This window comes from Escherichia sp. E2562, from assembly GCF_005781075.1.
In the GTDB taxonomy this organism is placed as follows: Bacteria; Pseudomonadota; Gammaproteobacteria; order Enterobacterales; family Enterobacteriaceae; genus Escherichia.
Window position 1 is genome coordinate 121,335 of record NZ_VATM01000017.1, and the last position, 14,757, is coordinate 136,091.

The window sequence follows — 14,757 nt, forward strand, 5'->3', positions numbered from 1 at the left end:
CGGGATTAACGGTAATGAATAACGTAGTCTGAATGATATGCGTCAGCAGTTTTCGCCAGTCCGTAAGGAGGGCCTTTCTCATCCCTGTAAGGTTATTTCTTCAGATCCTTCTTAAACACTGGTTCTGGACAATCACGACCAAAATGTGCAGCCCAGTCAAAAGCTTTACCGTTTTTCACATAGCGTTGATAAATTAATGCACCGGTTTCTGGATCAAGGTATCTGACCCAACTTGCAGCATGGCATAACACGGCGGCCCATGTCTGGGTTTTGGGGTGAAGTAAATCGGCAGATTGTCCAGCCCATTCCGCAGCTTGCCAGCGGTAATGCAAAAAGTGATTATTTTTGTCAGGTACTGCATTAGCAAAACGACGGTTTTCTTTCTCACTTATCCAGCCGCTATCATTAGTGTAGGAATAAGGTGTGGAATATGCTCCGCTGGTAATAGCATAGTCGGGATACATTTCATAGGCGACGAGTTCGATGCCATTATATCGTAATAATCTTGCCGCCTCGTATTGCGCCTGCGCGCGCTCCTGATTATTGATATTATTATTTTGGCTTTTTTCCATTAAATCTGCCAGTTGCTGCGCCATTTTACGGTAATTTGGAATATCAAAGTAGCTGACGGCTTGCTGATATTGACCATTGCGAATAAACCTTCTGGCCAGTAATGCACGTAATTTTACGTCAGTTGGAATGAGCGTTGGGGGAACGAAGTAACCGCTATATTCTCTGTCATAATCATTTTCAGATGACTGCAAATTAAAGGGTTTTAGCTGTTGGCTGGGCGGAGGTACATTTTTATCAACAAACGTTTTTAACTCCTGTAACGTTAATACACTTTCCCCCACATCAGCTAAATCTGCCCAATAAGTATCTTTGCCTTTATAAAACAGCGTCATTGCTTGCAAGTAATCATCGCGCTTCAACGCCAGAATTGCTTGCTCGCCAGCAATACGACATGATGGCATAATGATCTCATTACCGTGGTAGTAATCACTTTCTGTCATCGGGTTGCCCCACGTTTCATTTTCCGGGAAGAATTTTGCCGCACTGGCATAATAGCGGGTCGCTAAAGGAATATTACCTTCACGCAGCGCCATTTTTGCGTTTAACCATTCGCGGAGGCCGCTTTCTGGCGCATCCTCTAATAAGACTTTCGTTAACGAGTAATCACCATTACGATAAGCTAATGCGGCCAGTCGATCGCTATAAGAAAATCCTTTTATCCGATGGTTCACCAACAAGTTGATCAATTTTTCACGTTGTGTTGTGCAGAAATATTCACTGTTTTCGGTAATGCACCCATCCTGGCTATACCCTCTGTCGTGACGAATAAAAAGCTCTGCGATGACCAGTTTCTGAACTATGGGATCATCAATAATATTTTCTAAAAGGGCGAAATTTTTTTCATTTGTCAGATACAGTGCAATTCTGCGTAATGAGATTTTACCTACGGGGGAACCTTGTGCAGCCTGTTGCGCATAATATGTGATGGCTCCATTCATATCTGCTTTATTCAGCCGGTAAAAACCTAACTGCCCCAAGCTGGCGAGAGAGAGTTGTTCGGGGTCTGGCTCACCATTGCGAACTTCTTCTATAATTTGTTGATAAAGTTTAATCCCCTTTATGGATTCCTCACTATGATACGCGCCAGTATTATAAGCTAACTCGTCATTTTCACCTGAATCGAATATTTTACGGGCCTGGGTATACATTGCCTTCAGCCGCCATTCACCTTGTTCGCTTTTGGGTAAGGCTAATAATTTATCGAACCAGGGGCTGTCATAGATGAAGTGATAAAAGTCTATGGCTCCCAGATAATAGAGTCGTTCTGCTGTAGGTAGTTTTGTTTTCAGTTTCTCTGCTATCTCTTGTAGACGTTTTTCGCGAGTGTAATGCTGATAATCGGTATCCTTTTGCGTTTCTCTGTACTGATAATAGTCCTCTAAATCGTTTGGTTCGATCTCTGGCAGCCATAAAGGTAAACGTGGATCGCGTTCGACTAAATGGCGAGCTTCATATATGAAACTGCCATTAGGCATTTCTGTTAATGTGTGTTGTCGATCATGCAAAAGTGAGTTCGGCGCATAAGGCCCGCAAGCATAAGCGTTCTCGCAAATGAGCGTGAATAACACAACGCTGGCAATCCGCGATATCTCATGGCGTAACATTAAACTCTCCTTGTAGTTTTTGATTGCAGCGCGCCCATCCCAGCGGACTGCTTTCTCCGGCGCGCAGTTGCCTGGCGCTTCCTCTCACAAAATTCAGGCTGGATGGCCCGGGTTGCACCTGATAGTGGCTGGCTCCATCAGCGAATAGACAATCTGCATTGGGCAGAATTATTTTTTTTGGCAACGGCGCATCAATTTCGCCGCTGTTTTTAATAGCCAGATCAAAAAGCTGTTCGTCTGCATGTTGAGCAATAATTAACGACCAGCGTGGGGCCAGCGGTTGATGCTGAATCACGGCTTCCAGCGTCGTCAGTGACCAGGCGCGACGATCGCCTGCTAACGGTAGCCGAAACCATACCAGCCCCTGTAATCCACGCGGTGGTTGCTGTTCTAAATATTGAATGAAATCGGCAATGGTTTGCGGTGACACACTTAATTCACGCATCTCTTCGGCAACGTATAACGGAGCTTCACTCTCGACGCGATTATCACTGGTGAGCGCAGAACCGTAAGCGGGCAATGCGATGAAAAAAGGATGCGTGGTTTGTCTGGCATATTGCTTTACCCAACGCTGCGCCAGACTGGCATCTAACAGGCCTTTTTCGGGCGATAGCACGTTATGTACCTGCAAAACCGAAGTGTCCGCAATGCGCAATAATCTGGCGAGATGTGGTGATTCAAGCCAGGTCGGCAGGGCGGTAACGCTAAGTTTTATATTTGCAGGAAGCGTCTGATGTAACGTACTAAGAAGTGTCAGATATTCCGGCAATTTTGCTGTTGGCGCGTCATAATCAATTTCCACACCTGCCAGCGTAACCCCTGCCTTTTGCCACTCACGTAGGGTCTGTTGAATATGCTGGATAACTTGCTGGTTATTAAACCGTGTAAGCTGGCCATCGAGTCGCGCGACCAGCCAGACCGGGCGACCATCTTGCTTAATAAGTGAAGTATTAACCGTAAAGTGTCGGATGCCTTCTTGCGGGTGAAATTGCATCCCAAGTATGCGTAGCGTAGAGAAAAGTGGGCGGCTTCGTTTTAGTGCCTCGTTATGTTCTGCTGTCCAGACGCGTTGCCAGATATAGACTTGCTGATCAAAGCGAAGCGGTTGTGAAGGGGTAAATAAAATATGCAGCCCGTAGCCCAGGCCGATCAGAAGAAGTGAAGCTGCAAAAATCCTTTTGCAAGATGGCATATTGTTACGGCATTACGATTATCAACAGGCTGATAGTGTACCGCTGTAACTATTAACGGAGAACGAATATCTATCCGTTCTCCGTCAAAAACCATTATTCCGGCATTGCTTCACGCGGGATAATCGCGCCGCGATACTGAATAACGGTACTTGCAGTCAAATGCCCACGTTTCGCGGCATCTTCCGCACTACCGCCTGTCAGACGTACCGCCAGATAACCGGCGCTGAAAGAATCACCCGCAGCGGTGGTATCGATCACTTTTTCTTTCGGCAGTTTCACCGCCGGAACATCCACTAACCCTTCACCTGCAATGGACACCAGGCAAGAATCAGCCCCGCGTTTCACCACCACTTCTTTCACGCCTGCTTTATGGGTGCGCGCAATGACGTCTTCCACCGGTTGTTGACCCCACAGCGCGTCTTCGTCGTCCAGCGTCAGGAAGGCGATATCCGTGCATTCCAGCATTTGCTGATACACCTGCTGCGTCTCTTCTTTGCTGGCCCACAGGCGCGGACGGTAGTTATTGTCGAAAATCACTTTTCCGCCATTGGCGCGGCATTCGCGCAGCAGGGAAAGCAGTTTTTCGCGGCTGGTTGGGCTTAAAATCGCCAGGCTAATCCCGCTAAGGTAGAGATAATCGAATTTCGCCAGCTCTGCGCAAATCGCCGCTGACTGCTCGCTTTCCAGCCAGAATTTGGCCGCGGCTTCGTTACGCCAGTAGTAGAACGTACGTTCGCCAGTGTCATCGGTTTCAATGTAGTAAAGGCCCGGCAGGCGGTTTTCCATCCGTTGGGTCAGGGAAGTATCAACGTTCTCGCCGTGCCAGGCGTCCAACATCTGCTGACTAAAACTGTCCGTTCCCAGCGCCGTCACGTAATGAACGGTTAATGCCGCAGGATCGACCTGACGGGCGATATAGACGGAGGTGTTCAGGGTATCGCCGCCGAAACCGCGCTTAACGTCTGCGCCTTTCTCGGAAAGCTCAATCATGCATTCGCCAATCACGGCAATCTTTTTGGACATAGTCGTGAACCTGATCTGTAAAAAAATTAGCGTTAGTTTGCGCTGTGGTGGTTTGTTGGTCAACTATATTAAAACACTGTTCCATTATTTTTTTGAGCCAGAACGTATTCCTGGACGATTTCGCCGCAGGACGGGCAAATTTAGCCGCTTCGGGCGGTAAAGTTCTGGCGTTGCGCGCCGATAACATTTGTCGAGTCCGGGCAGCATCACTTTTAAACACAGGACATCTTCGATGATAAGGCAGGTTATTCAGCGAATAAGCCATCCTGAAGCAAGTATCGAAAGCTTGCAGGAACGACGCTTTTGGTTGCAGTGTGAACGTGCTTACACCTGGCAACCGATTTACCAGACATCCGGTCGGTTGATGGCCGTAGAGCTATTAACGGTCGTTACTCATCCCGAGGATCCTTCGCAACGACTGCCGCCGGATCGTTATTTTGCTGAAATCACCATCAGACATCGTATGGATGTGGTGAAAGAACAGATTGATTTGCTGGCGCAAAAAGCCGTGTTCTTTGTTGAGCATGGCCTGCTGGCATCGGTTAATATCGATGGTCCGACACTTCTCGCCCTACGTCAGCAGCCGGAAATTTTGCGTCAGATTGACCGCCTTCCCTGGCTGCGTTTTGAACTGGTAGAACATATCCGCCTGCCAAAAGATTCAACCTTTGCCTCGATGTGCGAATTTGGTCCGCTATGGCTTGATGATTTTGGCACTGGGATGGCAAATTTCTCCGCGCTCAGTGAAGTCCGTTATGACTACATTAAAATCGCTCGCGAACTGTTTGTGATGCTGCGCCAGTCGCCGGAAGGCCGCACGCTCTTTTCGCAGCTTTTACATCTAATGAATCGCTATTGTCGCGGGGTGATTGTCGAGGGTGTGGAAACGCCGGAAGAGTGGCGCGATGTACAGAACTCGCCCGCATTCGCCGCACAAGGCTGGTTTCTTTCGCGTCCGGCACCGATAGAAACGCTGGATACGGTGGCTCTGGTGGTGTAGCCGCCTCATTTTCCGCCTGGCTGGACTATCTTTAGGACTGGCCTAGGAAGAATATGAGGAAGCGAACTATGAGCAAGGCAGGCAAAATAACCGCCGCGATTTCAGGTGCTTTCTTGTTGTTGCTCGTCGTGGCGATCATTTTGATTGCGACTTTTGACTGGAATCGACTCAAACCGACCATCAACCAGAAAGTCTCTGCGGAGCTGAATCGCCCGTTCGCTATTCGTGGCGATCTGGGCGTGGTATGGGAGCGGCAAAAACAGGAAACCGGCTGGCGCAGCTGGGTGCCGTGGCCCCATGTACACGCGGAAGACATCATTCTCGGCAACCCGCCAGACATTCCCGAAGTCACAATGGTGCATCTGCCACGGGTAGAAGCAACGCTGGCCCCTCTGGCGCTGCTGACCAAAACGGTCTGGCTACCGTGGATCAAACTGGAAAAGCCCGACGCACGCCTGATTCGCCTCTCAGAAAAGAATAACAACTGGACGTTTAATCTCGCCAGCGATGACAACAAAGACGCGAATGCAAAGCCGTCGGCGTGGTCGTTTCGGCTGGATAATATTCTGTTCGATCAAGGGCGGATCGCCATTGATGACAAAGTAAGCAAAGCGGATCTGGAAATTTTTGTCGATCCATTAGGCAAGCCGTTACCGTTCAGTGAAGTCAGCGGATCGAAAGGTAAGAACGAGAAAGAAAAGGTGGGCGATTATGTTTTTGGCCTGAAGGCGCAGGGACGTTATAACGGCGAACCGCTCACAGGCACGGGAAAAATTGGCGGCATGCTGGCGCTGCGTGGCGAAGGGACGCCGTTTCCGGTACAGGCTGATTTCCGCTCTGGTAACACCCGTGTTGCTTTTGATGGCGTAGTGAATGACCCAATGAAAATGGGCGGCGTCGATTTACGGCTTAAATTTTCCGGCGATTCGCTGGGCGATCTCTATGAACTGACGGGCGTTCTGCTGCCTGATACCCCACCGTTTGAAACCGATGGTCGGCTGGTAGCGAAAATCGATACGGAAAAATCGTCGGTCTTTGATTATCGTGGCTTTAACGGGCGTATTGGCGATAGCGATATTCACGGTTCTCTGGTCTACACCACCGGTAAGCCACGGCCAAAACTGGAAGGTGACGTCGAGTCGCGCCAATTGCGGCTGGCAGATTTAGGGCCGTTAATTGGCGTTGATTCCGGTAAAGGGGCGGAAAAGTCGAAACGGTCTGAACAGAAGAAGGGCGAAAAAAGCGTTCAGCCTGCGGGCAAAGTGCTGCCGTATGACCGCTTCGAAACCGATAAATGGGACGTCATGGATGCCGATGTTCGATTCAAAGGCCGTCGTATTGAGCATGGCAGCAGCCTGCCGATTAGCGATCTTTCTACCCATATCATCCTCAAAAACGCTGACCTACGCCTGCAACCGCTGAAATTTGGCATGGCGGGCGGCAGCATTGCGGCGAATATTCATCTGGAAGGCGATAAAAAGCCGATGCAAGGGCGGGCAGATATTCAGGCTCGTCGACTGAAACTGAAAGAACTGATGCCGGATGTGGAATTGATGCAGAAGACGCTGGGGGAAATGAACGGTGATGCGGAACTACGCGGTAGCGGTAACTCAGTGGCGGCGCTTTTGGGGAACAGTAACGGTAACCTGAAACTGTTGATGAATGATGGGCTGGTGAGCCGCAACCTGATGGAGATTGTCGGGCTGAACGTCGGTAACTACATTGTCGGTGCGATCTTCGGTGATGATGAGGTGCGGGTGAACTGCGCGGCAGCAAATCTGAATATTGCCAATGGCGTGGCGCGTCCGCAGATTTTTGCTTTTGATACTGAGAACGCGTTGATTAATGTTACCGGCACGGCAAGTTTTGCTTCGGAACAGCTGGATTTGACTATTGATCCGGAGAGTAAAGGGATTCGGATTATCACACTGCGTTCGCCGCTGTATGTGCGTGGGACGTTTAAAAATCCGCAGGCTGGGGTGAAAGCCGGGCCGCTGATTGCCCGAGGTGCCGTTGCGGCGGCACTGGCAACGCTGGTGACGCCAGCTGCGGCCTTGCTGGCGCTGATCTCGCCTTCCGAAGGGGAGGCTAATCAGTGCCGGACAATTTTATCGCAGATGAAGAAGTGATGGAAATTGCCGGATATCTGGCATCCGGCAATTAAACAGATTTAGATTGTTGGCAAAGTGCGCTTTGTTCATGCCCGATAAGCGTAGCGCATCAGGCTTTTCAGTCTTATTACAACGAGTGATGTCGCGTCTCATGCGTCAGCAGCAGGGCGATTAACGTCAAGCCAGCCATTGCCGCCAGATATAACCCCACCGCACCTAACCCGTAGTTAGTTTGCAACCAGGCCGCGATATATGGCGCAACGGAAGCCCCGAGAATCGACGCTACGTTGTAAGAGAACGATGCTCCGGTGTAACGCACTTCTGTCGGGAACAACTCTGGTAACAGCGCGCCCATCGGCCCGAAGGTCAGCCCCATCAGGCTTAACCCCAGCAGCAGGAAAGCAAAAACCAGAATAGGATTGCCAGAACCGAGCAGTGGATTAAAGGCGAACAGCGCGAACAGGATGATTAGCGTCGTGATGATCACCATGCTTTTACGCCGCCCAAAGGCATCGGCCAGCAATCCGGCTACTGGTACCATCACGCCAAAACCAATAACTGCCATCATCAGCATCCACAGCACTTCATTGCGCGGCAGGCCAAGCCCAATTGGCGCGGCGGCGGTACTGAAGGTCATTGAGTAGACGGTCATGATGTAAAACAGCGTGTATGTCGCCAGCATGATAAAGGTGCCGAGTACCGTGACACGCACATGTTTGGTCAGCAGAGTACCCAGCGGGATCTTCACCTGCTTTTTCGCTTTAGCGACTTTTTCAAACACCGGCGACTCATGCAGCGACACGCGAACATACAGGCCGATAATGACCAGCACCGCCGAGAAGATAAACGGCACGCGCCAGCCCCAGCTCATAAACTGCTCATCAGTCAGCAGCCAGGAAAGCAGCAGAAAAGTGCCGTTAGCAAAGAAGAAGCCAATCGGTGCGCCCAGCTGTGGGAAGGAGCCGTACAGCGCACGTTTACGCGGTGGTGCGTTCTCGGTTGCCAACAGCGCTGCGCCACCCCATTCACCGCCTAATCCCAGACCTTGACCAAATCGAGCCAGTGCCAGCAGCAGCGGGGCGAAAATACCAATCGTGGCGTAGCCCGGCAGCAGACCAATCACCACTGTTGAAATCCCCATCGTTAGCAACGAGGCGACCAGCGTCGCTTTACGCCCAACGCGATCGCCGAAATGACCAAATACGGCAGAACCGATTGGGCGTGCGACGAAAGCGATGGCGAAGGTGGCGAGCGATTGTAGCGTCGCTGCCGCCGGATCGCCCTGCGGGAAGAAGATATGCGGGAACACAATAACGGCCGCAGTGGCGTAAATGTAGAAGTCGAAGAACTCAATGGCCGTGCCAATGAGGGAGGCGACAAGGACTTTATTACGTGAGTTTATCGGCTTGTATTCTTGCTCGTTGTCGAGTGTTGTGGCTGTTGCTTGCATAATCTTTTCTTATTTTTTGGCGAACGAATAGCCATATTACGCACAGCAAAAGTGATATTTCAATGTGTAACAAATCGCGGAAAAGGTTAAAAACCAGGCAAAAAGCGGATAATGTTTAGACTAGTGATTTTTCTTCTATGAAATGCTTCACACAATTTCATAAATGGTGGATAAAACTGGTTTCAGGTTAAATAAAAGTTACCAACTGGATTTATATGCTGGGTTTATGAGTTGATGTGAAATTGTTGGCTCCCAAAGAGATGGCTGAAGAGGTCCAGGGGAAGAGTTTCAGGTGGTTATGTGCGCATCATAGCCGGATGCGATGCTGGTGCATCTTATCCGGCCTACGGCGAGCCAGGTCGAATAAATTCGTAGGCCGAATAAGGCGTTTACGCCGCATCCGACCTATTTTAATGCTGCGTTTTCCCCGGCATTCGCGGGTCGTCTTTGTATTCGGCGGTGGCAATCCACGCCGCGCAAAACAACGTCAGACGGGCAAAGAAGTAAAAAAACGCCATCAGCCCCAGCACGGAACCAAATGCCGCGCCAGACGGGGATTTCATCAACGACGGCAGGGTATACGTCATCACGATTTTAATGACTTCAAAACCAATAGCCGCGATGAATGTTCCACGAATCAGCGCCTTTTTACGCGGGCGATGACGCGGAAGACGCCAGAAGATCCAGAAGAAAAGCAGATAGTTGGCGAAGATAGAAATCGCCATGCCAATCAACCGCCACGTCGGTTTCAGCCACTCAATACTGTTAAGGTGCAGGGCGCTAATAATCATTTGCTGCGCCGAACCGGCAACCGAGGTTATTGAAAGCGTGACAATCAGCGCAATCAATAAACCAATTAGCGAAATAAAATCACGCAGATACTTAACCCAAAACTTCTCCTGATCTTGCGGTGAACGTTCCCAAACATCACGCGATTGAGCGCGAATTGCTTCACGCAAATTTCCCATCCAGTTGATCCCGGAATAGAGCGCCACCGCCAGGCCGACAAGCCCTACGGTCGTTCGCTGCTGAACGGCGGTGTTGATGGTATTTTTCAATGTGGCCGCCAGCGTCGGATCGCTGATGTTTTGCAGAATTTTGTCGAAGATATCCTGCAGCAGCATCGGGTGGGAGGCCAGCACAAAGCCCCCTGCGGCAAACGACACCATCAAAATCGGGATCATCGATAAAAACGAGAAATAAGTGATTGCCGCGCCAAACTGGTTACCCAGCCGATCATTGAAGCGTTCTGTTGCGCGTATCAGGTGCGCGATGATGGGTTGACGTTGGACTTTCCCGGCAGTGGTGGTAACGGTTTCCAACGCCTGACTGACTTTGCTGCCTTTATCGCTATTATCCAGATGTTTAATTTGCTCGTGCTCCAGATCCTGGGTGGGACGTTTGATCTCGTTTTCCTGCGTCATCCGCTCTTTAGTCCTTCTGTCGTTATCTGTCTTAAAAAGTATAGTCGGTCAGTCCAGGTGCTCTTTTATTACGCCAGCCAGCCACTGCATAAACAGATTTACACGGCGGGAAAGCTCCCGACGCTGGGGATAAACCAGAGAAATGGATAGCGGCTCGGCGCGGTAGTTGGGCAACACTTCAATAAGCCGCCCGGCGCGTAGGGCTTCGCGTACGGCGACGCGGGGGATTTGAATGATACCCAGACCCGCCAGGCCGGCGGCGAGATAGGTTTCGCTACTGTTTACCGTCAACATGCCGCCGGACTTAAACCACTGGACGCCATTACTGGTGGCAACCTCAAAACCTAATGGATGCGCGCCCAAATGCGGCGTGTAATGCACCACTGCGTGCGAAGTCAGATCGTCCACACTTTGCGGATAACCAAAACGCGTCAGATAGTGCGGGCTGGCACAGTTGACCATTGTCAGGCTGCCGAGGGGGCGGGTAATAATACCCTCGTCGGGCAACGAGCCCGTGCGCATCACGCAATCATAGCCATCACGAAGAATATCAATCGCCCGGTCACTGCTACTTAATTCCAGTTCAATCCCTGGGTACTGATGAAGAAATTCTGGCAGGCGCGGCAGCAACAGGTTTTTCGCAATTCCGAGCGGGATATCGACGCGTAATTTGCCGCTGATGCTGGTGGTATCCTGCTGAAACAGGCCGTCCAGTTCGTTGAGATTACTCAACACATCTTTCGCTCGTTGGTAATAGGTCATGCCGTCGGGGGTAAGTTTGACCCGCCGCGTAGTGCGATGCAGCAACTGGGTGCCAAGCTGATGTTCCAGTGCCTGTATCTGGCGCGAAACACTTCCCTTTGGCAAAGCAAAGAAATCCGCTGCACGGGAAAAACTTTCCAGCTCTGCGACCTTAATGAACAACTGCATTGCGTGAATTTTATCCATTTCTTTGACCGATTGTTGTTCACAGCGAAACAGTAACGCGCATATCGCATTATTTATTGTTTTTTCTAGCATCTAATGCAAGGTTTCACAATGTAGTAATGATTAATACCGGTGTTTTTTAGAAGGAAATGGCTGATAAGCTTCACTGGAAAGGAAAAATAACGCTTGAAGGACTGTCTTTTCAGCAATTTCCTGCAAAATAGTAAATACAGTATTGGCTTTTCGTGCGCAATTTAATCATTTTGCGGTCAGGTAGTTAGCCAGCTCTCGCGAAAATCACAGTTTATTTGAATGCTTGTCAGACGAAGATATAAGGATTTCCTCAAAAATGTTTTAAATAATGCCCTCGACATGTAATTTCAGGCTGTCAGCTGTAACTATTTATATCGGTAACTATTTTCCACATTGCATATCTGTAGAATGGCCACCGCCAAATGGCGAATTCTTATTTTGCCTCTCGGGTAATACCCTTCCCCTACTTAAGAGTTTTAACGTATCCAGGTGGAGATTCAGTAATGCATATAATCATGTTTGACAGGCAGTCAATATTTATTCACGGAATGAAAATCAGCTTACAGCAGCGTATTCCAGGAGTGAGTATTCAGGGCGTCGATCAGGCAGATGAACTGTGGCAAAAACTGGAAAGCTCCCCTGAAGCCTTAGTCATGCTTGATGGCGATCAGGATGGTGAGTTTTGCTACTGGTTACTGCAAAAAACCGTAGTGCAATTTCCTGATGTTAAAGTGTTGATAACGGCGACAGATTGCAGCAAACGATGGTTACAGGAAGTTATCCATTTTAACGTGATGGCAATTGTACCGCGTGATTCAGCCGTCGAGACGTTTGCATTGGCGGTAAATAGCGCGGCAATGGGAATGATGTTTCTGCCCGGAGACTGGCGAACGACACCGGAAAAAGACACAAAAGACCTCAAATCGCTAAGCGCCCGCCAACGGGAAATTTTAACTATGCTGGCGGCAGGTGAATCAAATAAAGAGATCGGCAGGGCGTTAAATATCAGTACCGGAACGGTTAAAGCGCATCTGGAATCGCTTTATCGCCGTCTGGAAGTGAAAAACCGCACTCAGGCGGCGATGATGTTAAATATCGCCTCCTGAAGAGGATAGTTTTATAGCCAGCAGGTTGTTAGTGGCTGGCTGTTAAAATATTACGGTTCGCCGTACAAACCTATCAGGCGCCGTACCACACCGTTGGTCCAGCCAAATCCATCCTGCAACGGATATTCGCCCCCGCCGCCCTCACGGGGAATGCCATCGGCAATATGGTATTTCTCGATCAGTTTGTGATGTTCCAGGTAAAACTGGTTCACTGTCTTCAACCAGCTACGCGCGATTTCATCACCCAGATAGTCATCGCCGTACATTTTAAACCCCTGAATCGCCATCCACTGCAATGGCGCCCAGCCGTTGGGTTTATCCCACTGTTCTCCGGTTTCGTACTCGCTCGCCAGAATCCCACCCGGCGTTAGTAAACGGCTACGTACGGCGTTTGCCAGGCGGTCCGCCTGTTCGTGATTCGCCATGCCCACGTATAACGGCACAATAGCGGCAGCGGAAAAGAGGGCTAACTGCTCGCGCCGCCAGTCGTAATCGCGGTAGATGCCGTTTTCATCATCCCAGAGATAACGGTTAACTGCATCGCGGCGGGCGCTGGCTTTCTGGCGGAACAGCGTTTCTGTCTCTTTCTCACCTTTCAGCGCCGAGATGTTGGCAATGGCGCTCTCCAGTTTAAACAGGAAAGCATTAAGGTCGATGGGGATGAATTGGGTAGTGCGAATGCTTGCCAGACGGCCCGCGTCACGTAGCCAGCGTGATGAGTAATCCCAGCCAGAAGCGGCACCTGCGCGTAAATCGCGATACACCTCGTTAGGCGGGCGACCGGAGTGTTTCGCGGTTTCCACATCTTCCAGCCAGGATTCATCGCGCGGCGTGTCGCGGTCATCCCAATAACGGTTGAGCAGGGCGCCGTCCGGCATCCGCACCACATGGCGATAGGCCTGATTCGGAATCAGTGATTCTGCGCCGTCCATCCAGAAGGCATATTCCATTTTTAGATGATCAAGGTAGCGGCGTGCACCGCGCACACCATCTTCTTCAAATAGCTCCACCATCAACGCAAAAACCGGTGGCTGCGAGCGGCTCAAATAATAGGTGCGGTTGCCGTTGGGGATGTGGCCATAGTTTTCTATCATCCAGGCGAAGTTGTCGGCCATGCATTTCAGTAAATCCTCACGCCCGCTCTCTGCCAGCCCCAGCATGGTGAAATAGGAATCCCAGTAGTAGGTTTCGCTAAAACGGCCCCCCGGGACAATGTACGATTGCGGTAGCGCCAGCAGGGAAGACCAGGGAATATGATCCTGGGGTTCGCGGGTTAACACCGGCCATAGTTGGTCGATATGCTCTTTCAGTGAGTTTTGCGGGTCCGATACATACTCGCTGGAGTAGGCTTCCGGCTGCCAGAAGTGCTTTTCAACAAACTGGCGTAAGTCGAAATCGCGATGACGGCGCACTTTACGATAGCGGATTAAGATATCCAGCGGGTCCATTTTGGGGGCGCAGTCAGGGAAGGTTTTGCTGTCAGGGAAAATTTTCGCCGACTGGACATGCTCGAACAGTTCGAGATAACGATCGGCAGGGGTCAGCGCATCAGAGGCGGGTAGCCCCTCAATCATCTCGGGTTCTGGCTCTGCCTCCATCATCTCATCCAGTTTTAATTCATACGGATCCAGCTCATAGCAGAGATCGACTTCGATCATCCGTTCATCTGGATTAAGGTTTTGAATTTTCTGATTGAGCATAAGGATCCGACCTCCGAAATTCGTCTCTAATTATCGGGCTTTCCTTTAAGAGTAGTCATTCGCTACGGTCGATGGGGGATGAAGTGTGCGGAAGATCACGTTTATTAATGTGTCAAAAAATATAACCCATTAATATACAAAGAAAATGAGTGATAAACGTTTTTTTTGCAAAATTTCATTTTCGGAACATTCACGCTACTCCATGATAAAAGCAGGTGTATCGCTGTTATTACAAATAAGAGTAGCGGTAATCTGTGTAAGAATGCAGAAGGAAGTAAACTCTTTTTGGTCATTAAAATAAATAACAGGAATTCCTTAAATATATATTTAAAATTAATCTGGTGTTTTCTTGTGTAAATATTATTGGTGTTAGTTTGTTATATAGATAAATCAATTTCATGCTTAGGATTTTGTTATTTAAATTATACCTGTAACCCCTTGCGTCCATTCCAGATAAATCCTACTTTTTTATTGCCTTCAAATAAATTTAAGGAGTTCGAAATGGACCAGAAGCTGTTAACGGATTTCCGCTCAGAACTACTCGACTCGCGTTTTGGCGCGAAGGCAATTTCTACTATCGCGGAATCAAAACGTTTTCCGCTGCATGAAATGC

General features: G+C 49.6%; 11 protein-coding genes. 4 read left to right on the plus strand and 7 right to left on the minus strand.

Annotation, left to right across the window (positions count from 1 at the left end; all coding sequences use genetic code 11):
- Positions 1 to 92: 92 nt before the first annotated feature.
- The 3 genes from FEK43_RS19260 to kdgK form a co-directional block, all read right to left on the minus strand.
- Complete coding sequence (locus FEK43_RS19260; protein WP_138158693.1) at positions 93 to 2,177, minus strand: hypothetical protein; 2,085 nt, start codon at positions 2,175 to 2,177, stop codon at positions 93 to 95.
- Positions 2,164 to 3,369 carry a DUF3142 domain-containing protein gene (locus tag FEK43_RS19265; protein WP_135408232.1) on the minus strand — a complete coding sequence of 402 codons (1,206 nt, stop codon included), beginning with the start codon at positions 3,367 to 3,369 and terminating at the stop codon, positions 2,164 to 2,166. Before FEK43_RS19265 ends, FEK43_RS19260 begins: the two co-directional genes overlap by 14 nt.
- A gap of 94 nt (positions 3,370 to 3,463) precedes the next feature.
- A complete protein-coding gene (gene kdgK, locus FEK43_RS19270) occupies positions 3,464 to 4,393 on the minus strand; it encodes a 2-dehydro-3-deoxygluconokinase (protein ID WP_130260942.1) in 930 nt (309 codons plus the stop codon).
- Between the two features lie 232 nt (positions 4,394 to 4,625).
- On the opposite strand from kdgK, the gene pdeH reads away from it, so the two are divergent.
- A complete protein-coding gene (pdeH, locus tag FEK43_RS19275; protein ID WP_130210126.1) occupies positions 4,626 to 5,393 on the plus strand; it encodes a cyclic-guanylate-specific phosphodiesterase in 768 nt (255 codons plus the stop codon).
- Between the two features lie 68 nt (positions 5,394 to 5,461).
- Positions 5,462 to 7,522, plus strand: a complete 2,061-nt coding sequence (locus tag FEK43_RS19280) for an AsmA family protein (RefSeq protein WP_135408230.1) — start codon at positions 5,462 to 5,464, stop codon at positions 7,520 to 7,522.
- A 109-nt stretch (positions 7,523 to 7,631) separates the two neighbouring features.
- Here the strand turns inward: FEK43_RS19280 and FEK43_RS19285 are convergent, their stop codons facing one another.
- The 3 genes from FEK43_RS19285 to FEK43_RS19295 form a co-directional block, all read right to left on the minus strand.
- Positions 7,632 to 8,954: an MFS transporter gene (locus FEK43_RS19285; protein ID WP_135408228.1), complete on the minus strand. Its 1,323-nt coding sequence runs from the start codon at positions 8,952 to 8,954 to the stop codon at positions 7,632 to 7,634.
- A 410-nt stretch (positions 8,955 to 9,364) separates the two neighbouring features.
- Entirely contained in the window at positions 9,365 to 10,378 is a 1,014-nt protein-coding gene (gene yhjD / locus FEK43_RS19290; RefSeq protein ID WP_130210132.1) for an inner membrane protein YhjD, read from the minus strand.
- Between the two features lie 48 nt (positions 10,379 to 10,426).
- Positions 10,427 to 11,326 (minus strand): LysR family transcriptional regulator, encoded by a 900-nt coding sequence (locus FEK43_RS19295; RefSeq protein ID WP_205713172.1) that lies wholly within the window; start codon positions 11,324 to 11,326, stop codon positions 10,427 to 10,429.
- Positions 11,327 to 11,841: 515 nt separating this feature from the next.
- Between FEK43_RS19295 and FEK43_RS19300 the strand changes: the two genes are divergently transcribed.
- Positions 11,842 to 12,444 carry a response regulator transcription factor gene (locus FEK43_RS19300; protein WP_064527789.1) on the plus strand — a complete coding sequence of 201 codons (603 nt, stop codon included), beginning with the start codon at positions 11,842 to 11,844 and terminating at the stop codon, positions 12,442 to 12,444.
- A gap of 50 nt (positions 12,445 to 12,494) precedes the next feature.
- Here the strand turns inward: FEK43_RS19300 and FEK43_RS19305 are convergent, their stop codons facing one another.
- Positions 12,495 to 14,144 carry an alpha,alpha-trehalase gene (locus FEK43_RS19305; RefSeq protein ID WP_135408220.1) on the minus strand — a complete coding sequence of 550 codons (1,650 nt, stop codon included), beginning with the start codon at positions 14,142 to 14,144 and terminating at the stop codon, positions 12,495 to 12,497.
- Between the two features lie 501 nt (positions 14,145 to 14,645).
- Here FEK43_RS19305 and FEK43_RS23205 point away from each other — a divergent pair.
- The coding region (locus FEK43_RS23205) for a hypothetical protein (RefSeq protein ID WP_240730938.1) at positions 14,646 to 14,757 on the plus strand (112 nt) is incomplete at its 3' end.

Coding starts and splice junctions, on each gene's coding strand:
- FEK43_RS19285 (WP_135408228.1), bottom strand. CDS start 8,954: ATGCAAGCAACAGCCACAACACTCGACAACGAGCAAGAATACAAGCCG.
- FEK43_RS19300 (WP_064527789.1), top strand. CDS start 11,842: ATGCATATAATCATGTTTGACAGGCAGTCAATATTTATTCACGGAATG.
- FEK43_RS19260 (WP_138158693.1), bottom strand. CDS start 2,177: ATGTTACGCCATGAGATATCGCGGATTGCCAGCGTTGTGTTATTCACG.
- FEK43_RS19280 (WP_135408230.1), top strand. CDS start 5,462: ATGAGCAAGGCAGGCAAAATAACCGCCGCGATTTCAGGTGCTTTCTTG.
- FEK43_RS19265 (WP_135408232.1), bottom strand. CDS start 3,369: ATGCCATCTTGCAAAAGGATTTTTGCAGCTTCACTTCTTCTGATCGGC.
- kdgK (WP_130260942.1), bottom strand. CDS start 4,393: ATGTCCAAAAAGATTGCCGTGATTGGCGAATGCATGATTGAGCTTTCC.
- yhjD (WP_130210132.1), bottom strand. CDS start 10,378: ATGACGCAGGAAAACGAGATCAAACGTCCCACCCAGGATCTGGAGCAC.
- FEK43_RS19305 (WP_135408220.1), bottom strand. CDS start 14,144: ATGCTCAATCAGAAAATTCAAAACCTTAATCCAGATGAACGGATGATC.
- FEK43_RS19295 (WP_205713172.1), bottom strand. CDS start 11,326: ATGGATAAAATTCACGCAATGCAGTTGTTCATTAAGGTCGCAGAGCTG.
- pdeH (WP_130210126.1), top strand. CDS start 4,626: ATGATAAGGCAGGTTATTCAGCGAATAAGCCATCCTGAAGCAAGTATC.